This window comes from Streptomyces alboflavus (assembly GCF_000716675.1).
In the GTDB taxonomy this organism is placed as follows: domain Bacteria; phylum Actinomycetota; class Actinomycetes; order Streptomycetales; family Streptomycetaceae; genus Streptomyces; species Streptomyces alboflavus.
Genome location: NZ_JNXT01000126.1, coordinates 1 through 4,710 on the forward strand (window position 1 = coordinate 1; position 4,710 = coordinate 4,710).

Genomic DNA, 4,710 nt, shown 5'->3' on the forward strand with positions numbered 1-4,710 from the left:
CGCTTCCTTTGTACTCACCCACAGAACATTCTCTGGGGCTTTCCTCCGGGCGCTTCCCTTCGGTGTTTCTTTTGTTCTTGCGTTTCCGACTCTATCAGACTCTTTCGTGTCCGATTTCCTCGGTGCCTTTCCGGTTCCCGCTCCAACCTTTCGGCCTTTGCGTTTCCCTTTCCGGCGGTTCCGACTCTATCAGATCCTTTCGGGCCTGACTCCCAGTCAGCGGGGTTTGTCCTCGCGGCTGTTGGGCCGTTCCGACGAGTGAGACTTTAGCGGAATCTCGGCTCCCGACCTAATCGGGGGCGTCCTTTCGAACGCGGACTCCTCATTACGTAAAAACGCATGGAAACGAGCCGAAAGCGGCCCTTCGTGGAAACGAAGAGGCTGAGCATCGATCGCTTGAATGGTTCCTACGGAATGGCCGCCCGGGGACCGATCAGTGATCAGAGCTCACGTCGGGCAACTCGGAGAACACTACGTTCCGGGTCGAGACGTGTCAACTTCGGCCCTGCCCGCGCTACTGTAAGGACATGACTACGCATGCGCGCACCCATCAGTGGTGGGCCGCCTGACGGCGGCCGAGCTGACGCATGCACTCAACGGCCGCCGCTTCGGCGGCCGTTCGCGTATCTCCCTCCGGAGGTCCTGAACCCGGTCGCCGGGACGGCGGCCCCGTTCTGGAGGTGGAGAGAAGAGATGACGCGGATCTTCAGTGGGGTCAAGCCGACCGGGCATCTGACGCTGGGGAACTACCTGGGGGCCATCCGGCAGTGGGCGGATGTCGATCAGCACCGGGCGGACGCGCTGTTCTGCGTCGTGGACCTGCACGCACTGACCGTCGACCACGACCCCGGCCGGGTTCAGCGGCTCAGTAGGCAGGCGGCGACGCTGCTCCTCGCGTCCGGGCTCGATCCCGAGCGGTGCACCGTGTTCGTACAGAGTCATGTGGACGAGCACGCGCGGCTGTCGTATCTGCTCGAGTGCGTCGCCACGGACGGCGAGATGCGGCGGATGATCCAGTACAAGGAGAAGTCCGCGGTCGAGCGGGCGCGGGGCGGGAGCGTGCGGCTTTCGCTGCTCACCTATCCGGTGCTGATGGCGGCGGACATCCTGGCGTACGGGGCCGACGAGGTGCCGGTCGGGGACGACCAGACGCAGCACGTCGAGCTGACGCGGGACCTGGCGGTGCGGTTCAACCAGCGGTACGGGCATGCCTTCGCGGTGCCGCGGGCCACGCGGCCGGAGGTGGCGGCGCGGGTCATGGATCTGCAGGAGCCGACGTCGAAGATGGGGAAGTCCCATGAGTCGGGGGCCGGGATCGTCTATCTCCTCGACGAGCCGGACGTGGTGCGGAAGAAGATCATGCGCGCGGTGACGGACAGCGGGGACGAGGTCGTGTACGACCGGGAGGCCCGGCCCGGGGTCTCGAATCTGCTGGAGATCCTCGCGGCTTGCGAAGGTGGGAACCCGAACGGCTTGAGCGGTGTATACGAGTCGTACGGAGCTTTGAAGAAGGACACCGCCGACGCCGTGGTGGAGCTTCTGCGGCCCGTGCGGGAGCGGCACAAGGAGTTGGTTGCGGATTCCGCGTATGTGGAGGAGGTGTTGCGGGCCGGGGCTGAGCGGGCGAGGGGGATGGCGAAGCCGACGGTCGATGCCGCCTATCGGGCGATCGGGCTGCTGCCTCCCGCGCCGGCGGTGCCCGAGCCGGTGCCGGTGAACGTGGCGCGGTAGGCGCGTGGGCTGGTGGCGAGACGCGAGGCGAAGTGCTGGCGCATCGTGATCTCGCTGCCGAAGCCCGCGCGGCGGGCCACCTCGGGCATGGGCAGGTCGGTGCGTTCGAGGAGCTTCTGCGCGGCGGCGACGCGCTGGTCCAGGAGCCAGCGCAGGGGTGTGGTGCCGGTCGCCGCGGTGAAGTGACGGGCGAACGAGCGCGCCGACATGCCCGCCCTGGCGGCCAGGTCGGAGACGGTGAGCGGTTCCTGGAGGTGACGCAGGGCGTATTCACGGACTGTGGCGAGGGCGTCGGCGTCGCGGTCGGTGCGAGGTGTGGGGTGCTCGATGAACTGCGCCTGGCCGCCGGTGCGGAACGGGGCGGTGACCATCGAGCGGGCGACGGTCGCGGCGACCTCCGAGCCGTGGGCCGTGCGGACCAGGTGCAGGCACAAGTCGATGCCGGCTGCGGTGCCCGCGGCGGTCCAGATGTTGTCGTCCTCGATGAAGAGGGCGTCGGGTACGACGGTGACGTGGGGGTGATGGGTTCGCAGCAGGTCGACGAGGTTCCAGTGGGTGATGGCGCGGCGGCCGTCCAGGAGGCCCGCCTGGGCCAGGGTGAAGGCGCCGCCGCACAGGGCCGCGATGGTGATGCCTCGGGTGTGGGCGCGGCGCAGGGCCTCCAGTAGTGGGGGTGGTGCCGGTGTCAGGTGGTCGTCCAGGCCGGGGACGACGATCAGGTCGGTGCCGGTCAGCCGGTTCAGCCAGGCGAGGGTGCGGTCGGGGGTGAGGGTGAGGCCTGCGCGCATCGGGACGGGGGTGGGCGTGGCGGCGACGCGGTGGAGGTCGAAGGGGGGTACGCCGCGGTCGGTGCGGTCGGTGCCCCAGACCTCGGTGATCACGGAGACGTCGAAGGAGCGGATGCCAGGGAAGGCGAGGAGGGCGATGCGTTGGGGGTGAGGGGTTGTTTCCGGGGTGAGTGGGAGAGGGGTTGTTTCCGGGGCGGACGGGAGAGGGGTTCCTTCCGGGGTCAGGGGTGGTGGTGTCAGGGGTGGTGTGGGGCGGGGTTCGGGCACGGTGGCAGTAAACCATCGATCGGTGGCTTTTGTATGGCTGGGGTGGTGGGGCTCCTGGCGGCAGCATCGTGGGCATGGAGAACGCACTGAACATCGCGGAGAACGCGGCGCTGGTCGTCGTGGACGTACAGAAGGGCTTCGAGGAGGAGGGGTACTGGGGCGCGCGGAACAATCCCGAGGCCGACGACAACATCGCCGCGCTCATCGACGCGTGGCAGGCGACGGGGCGGCCGGTCGTGTTCGTACGGCATGACTCGCCGAAGCCGGAGTCGCCGCTGCGGACGGGGTATGTGGGCAACGAGTTCAAGGAGTACGTCGAGCAGCGGCGCGGTAAGGGGGGTGGGGGTGAGCTGTTCGTCTCGAAGAGTGTGAACTCGGCGTTCTATGGGACGCCTGATCTGGATGCGTGGCTCAGGGGGGCCGGGGTTTCTCAGATCGTGGTGGCCGGGATTCAGACCAATATGTGTGCGGAGACCACTGCTCGGATGGGTGGGAATCTGGGGTACGAGGTGGTGTTCGCTTATGACGCGACGTACACCTTTGATCTGGTGGGGCCGTTTGGGTGGCGGCGGAGCGCTGAGGAGATTGGGCGGGCCTCGGCTGTTTCCCTGCACGGGGGTGGGTTTGCTCGGGTGGTTCTGACGGGGGAGGTGTTGGGGGGTGTGGGGTAGGGGCCCTGCGGGGCTTTCCCCAGTCCCGCCCCTTCCCGGCTGTGACATTGTGCGGCTCCGCCGCGCGGGGGGCTCCGCCCCGGACCCCGTAGGCGGGCGTCCCATGGCGGGTGGGACAGTCCTCCCCCGAATCGGCGCTCCGCGCCTCGTCCTCAATCTCCCCCAAGCTCTTAAGGAGCAGGGGGGACCCCCACGACGGGCTGAAAACCTCACCGAGGCGGGCTGGGGTCAGGAGTTGTTGCCTGAGGCTAGTTCTCGGCTGCGGTCTCGGGCTGCTTCCAGGGCTGCGATCAGGGCGGCGCGGACTCCGTGGTTCTCGAGTTCGCGGATGGCGTTGATGGTGGTGCCCGCGGGGGAGGTGACGTTCTCGCGGAGCTTGACCGGGTGTTCGCCGCTGTCGCGGAGCATCACCGCCGCGCCGATCGCCGCCTGGACGATGAGGTCGTGGGCCTTGTCGCGCGGGAGGCCGAGGAGGATGCCCGCGTCCGTCATCGCTTCCACCAGGAAGTAGAAGTACGCGGGGCCCGAGCCGGACAGGGCGGTGCACGCGTCCTGTTGGGTCTCGGGGACCCGGAGCGTCTTGCCGACGGCGCCGAAGACCTCCTCCGCGTGGGCCAGGTCGGCGGCCGTGGCGTGGCTGCCGGCGGAGATGACGGACATGCCCTCGTCCACCAGTACCGGCGTGTTCGGCATGACACGGATGACCGGCGTCCCGTCGGCCAGGTGCTCCTCGATGAACGTGGTCGTGATGCCCGCGGCCGCGCTGATCACCAGGGTGTCGGTGCTGACGTACGGGGCGAGTTCGGCCAGGAGGGAGGCCATGTCCTGCGGCTTGCAGGCGAGGATCAGGATGTCCGCGCGCTTGGCGGCCTCGGCGTTGGTGAGGGGTTCCACGCCGTAGCGGGTGCGGAGTTCGTCGGCGCGCTCCTGGCGGCGGGCCGTGACCAGGAGGTCACCGGGGGCTCGGCCGCTGCGGATCATGCCGCTGAGCAGGGCTTCGCCGATCTTGCCGGTGCCGAGGACGGCGACGACCTTCTGGCTCGGCTTGCTCGGCGTCTTCCGCTCGGTCGCGGTCTGCGGCTTCGTCGCGGTCTGCGACTTGCTCGGCTTGCTCGGCGTGCTCGGCGTGCTCGGCTTGCTCATGGGCGGGGCCCTCCCGGGGTGCGTCGTTCGGGGTCATCCTCGCATCGGGTGGGGGTGGGGTGGTGGGTTGTCCGGTGTGCGGACGCTGTCTATTATACACATCTGACGCT

At 68.4% G+C, this 4,710-nt stretch carries 4 protein-coding genes; 2 read left to right on the forward strand and 2 right to left on the reverse strand.

Going from position 1 to position 4,710, the window contains the following annotated elements; genetic code table 11:
- The first annotated feature begins 693 nt into the window (after window positions 1–693).
- Window positions 694–1,731: a tryptophan--tRNA ligase gene (trpS, locus tag OO63_RS40935; protein ID WP_030363648.1), complete on the forward strand. Its 1,038-nt coding sequence runs from the start codon at window positions 694–696 to the stop codon at window positions 1,729–1,731.
- Here the strand turns inward: trpS and OO63_RS40940 are convergent.
- Window positions 1,659–2,657, reverse strand: coding sequence for a GlxA family transcriptional regulator (locus tag OO63_RS40940; protein ID WP_030363649.1), 999 nt, complete (start codon window positions 2,655–2,657; stop codon window positions 1,659–1,661). The genes trpS and OO63_RS40940 overlap by 73 nt on opposite strands.
- 215 nt (window positions 2,658–2,872) lie before the next feature.
- Here OO63_RS40940 and OO63_RS40945 point away from each other — a divergent pair, with 215 nt between their 5' ends.
- Window positions 2,873–3,457, forward strand: a complete 585-nt coding sequence (locus OO63_RS40945; RefSeq protein ID WP_030363650.1) for a cysteine hydrolase family protein — start codon at window positions 2,873–2,875, stop codon at window positions 3,455–3,457.
- A 228-nt stretch (window positions 3,458–3,685) separates the two neighbouring features.
- Here OO63_RS40945 and proC read toward each other — a convergent pair whose 3' ends face one another.
- Window positions 3,686–4,600 (reverse strand): pyrroline-5-carboxylate reductase, encoded by a 915-nt coding sequence (gene proC, locus OO63_RS40950; RefSeq protein ID WP_030363651.1) that lies wholly within the window; start codon window positions 4,598–4,600, stop codon window positions 3,686–3,688.
- Window positions 4,601–4,710 lie beyond the last annotated feature (110 nt).

Coding starts and splice junctions, on each gene's coding strand:
- trpS (WP_030363648.1), top strand. CDS start 694: ATGACGCGGATCTTCAGTGGGGTCAAGCCGACCGGGCATCTGACGCTG.
- proC (WP_030363651.1), bottom strand. CDS start 4,600: ATGAGCAAGCCGAGCACGCCGAGCACGCCGAGCAAGCCGAGCAAGTCG.